The following is a 3,223-nucleotide window of genomic DNA, read 5'->3' as shown; positions in this document are numbered from 1 at the left end:
GTCACCTGCGCGCACAGTCATTCGAGAAGTTGTTCCAGAAATATCCCAACCACGAGNGTTAAAGGTCTCTACAGATAAAGTAAAGCTGTCTTGGTCAGGAAGTCCACCCAGAACGGCAATTGAATCAGATGTCGTAGTTGTCGTTGCAGTTGAACCATCCTCATACTCAACAGTTACCGTTGCAATGATTGCCACACTAATGTTAACGCCACCAGCAGTAAGCTGTACTGAAGTATTACCCTCTTCATCCGTTACCGAAGAATAAGTCGATAAGCCATTAGGGAAAGTAATCCCCCCCACATTCGTTGACAGAGAATATTCAATTGTTTCACCTGCCATCGGCTCGCCCGTCGCATCGTTCAAACTGAAGGTAACGGTTGTAACCTCTGGGTGAGCACTTGAGCCACTGCCTTTCAACGCGATGGTTGAAGGATCAGCCGATACAAAAGCTAATTCACCTAGTATTTGCTCTGCTACGTTAATATTTGCTGTAGCTGAGGTCCCATCACTTAGTGTAGCGGTAATGACATCAGGCCCTTCACAGGTATTCGCAGTATACGTTGCAACCGCGGTACCTGTCGTTGTATTAACCGAAGATGAAATATCCGACTTGCCTTGCTGCACACAATTTGAAGTAAAGCTAACCGACACGGAACTAGAGGTAAATAGAGTATTACCGTTGGTATCAACAATATTGACCGACACAACCGTGTCGCCACCATAGGTTAGATCAACACCGTCAGTTAGCGTTGTCATTTCACCCGATACAAAAGAATCGCCAGAACTTCTACCCAAACCTAAACTAGAGATATCAATTGTTACGGATGCAGTTGAGGTATTACCTTCATCATCAGTTGTCGTTGCTGTTATCGTATCCGAACCAGTACAAGATGTGGCAGTATAATTTACGGTCGCCACACCTGCAGAACTTAACGCTGATTCACCAATTGTCGCCAATCCTTGTGTCGCACAAGCTGAACTAAAGCTCACTGAGGTTGGCGTTGCTAATAATTCATTATCCCTACCTGCATTAACTACATTGACAGATATCGTCGTACTAGCACCGTAAGAAAGCACCTCACCGTCAGCCAAACCGGTTACCATTGCACCAGCATCAAAACTATTACCTGAACCAGAACCTAACCTCTCGTCCACGTCAGCAGTCGGTGATGTATCCGTCCCGGAATCGGTTTCAGTAGTTTCAGTACCACTTGAATCATCTGGGTTACCATTACCCACACCAAAACCGTCACTTCCGCTACATGCACTTAGCAAAAGCGCCATGCTCAGCGATGAAACCACTGATTTATTAAGAAACATATCTTATCCTCAATTTGGCAATGCCTAAAATATCAATATCTTACGATGAATTCCTAGAAAAGAAGTTCGCTATCTATAAAACATAGCACAGCTTTTTATTTTTAACAGAAGTACTTACATAACTTAGTGTAAGTTTTTTTGAGAAATGTAATTTTCTGACTTGATGCACATTTGGTTGTACGCTTTCAGTCAAATGCGTGACATTTTAGTGCCTTTTATCGGGCTGGATAGCTTGTGATTACAAGTTAGTGATATCTAAATCAGATTCATTAACTTCAGCTTGGCGAAGCAGTCTTTCGTAATCGAGGCGCTGTAAGCGAATTTCTAGAACTAGCCCGCCTTCTTCATCATAGCTTTCATCCTGCACGACCGATGCAGCATAAAACAAGGCTCTTAGTTTTCCGCCTTTAGAAGGGTCAAGCTTAATTTTCTGATGAACTATTTCATCACCAAGAATTTCAATAATCGCTTGATTAAGCAGATCTACACCAGCGCCCGTATAAGCAGACACCCATACTCGCTGCGGCACACCGTCTTCATCTCTATCTATTCTCGGCTCACGACCGTCTAATAGATCTAGCTTATTATAAACCTTTAAAGTCGGAACCTTATCCGCACCAATCTCCTTAAGAACATGCTCCACCTGCTCAATATTATCCATGCGACCTTCATCATGACAATCAATGACATGCAAAAGAAGCGTAGCGTTGCAGGTTTCTTCAAGCGTTGCCCGGAAGGCATCTACCAATTTATGCGGGAGATGTCTAATAAAACCAACGGTATCAACCAAAATAGCGTTGCCGATATCCGGCAGGTTCAACTTTCTTAAAGTCGGGTCCAAGGTTGCAAACAGCTGGTCGGCAGCATAAACATCCGCTTCAGTGACTCGATTGAATAAAGTAGATTTACCAGCATTGGTATAACCAACCAAGGATACTGTTGGTATTTCTGCACGGGTGCGTGCTCTACGACCTTGGTCACGCTGTTTACGAACTTTCTCCAGACGTGAGGTAATAGTCTTGATACGACCGCGAAGTAAACGTCTATCACTTTCTAACTGAGTCTCACCCGGCCCTCGTAAACCGATACCACCCTTTTGACGCTCCAAGTGGGTCCAGCCGCGAATCAATCTCGTCGACATATATTCTAACTGAGCAAGTTCGACCTGCAGCTTACCTTCGTGAGTTCTCGCCCGCTGAGCAAAGATATCCAAAATGATACCTGTACGGTCGATAATTCTACACTCCAGGGCCGCTTCAAGATTTCGCTGCTGACTTGGTGACAAAGCATGATTAAACAGCACAACATCTGCCTCACCATGCTCTAACTCGAACTGTATTTCTTCCAGCTTACCCTTACCAACAAAGTGCCGGGCATCCGGCTTATCTCTAGAGCCAGTAATGACTGCTAGCGTTTCAACCCCAGCAGAAGACACTAACTCCTTGAATTCATCAGGGTCTTCACGTTCTTTTTCAGAGTTAAAATCAATATGAACCAGTATAGCCAGCTCACCGGAGTCGGGACGGTCAAACACGTTTAATTACTACTCCGGCGGGCAAAAAAGCTAAGCGACGATAAAAGTCTGATAGTGGGGATAGAGTCAAGATAGACTATGACTCTTGTTCTTCAGGTGTTGCAACGCGAACATTACGTGCAGGTACAACCGTTGAAATAGCGTGCTTATACACCATTTGGCTAACAGTGTTTTTAAGTAAAATGACAAACTGGTCAAATGACTCAATCTGGCCTTGTAGCTTAATGCCGTTAACAAGAAATATTGAAACAGGAATTCGCTCTTTACGAAGTGCATTCAAATATGGATCTTGAAGAGAGTGACCCTTAGACATTTTATTATCTCCTAGTATTTTTTTAATAAATCTATTTTATTCCATTTAACGCATTT

General features: G+C 43.5%; 2 protein-coding genes. Both read right to left on the bottom strand.

The window, feature by feature from the left end; all coding sequences use genetic code 11:
* Positions 1-1,558 precede the first annotated feature (1,558 nt).
* Entirely contained in the window at positions 1,559-2,854 is a 1,296-nt protein-coding gene (hflX, locus tag A3766_RS15695; protein WP_068514973.1) for a ribosome rescue GTPase HflX, read from the bottom strand.
* A 76-nt stretch (positions 2,855-2,930) separates the two neighbouring features.
* On the bottom strand, positions 2,931-3,167 hold the full coding sequence (gene hfq, locus A3766_RS15690) for an RNA chaperone Hfq (RefSeq protein WP_068514970.1): 237 nt from the start codon (positions 3,165-3,167) through the stop codon (positions 2,931-2,933).
* Between the last annotated feature and the right edge of the window lie 56 nt (positions 3,168-3,223).

Source organism: Oleiphilus sp. HI0132, assembly GCF_001635845.1.
This window is presented reverse-complemented; position numbering and strand designations above follow the sequence as displayed.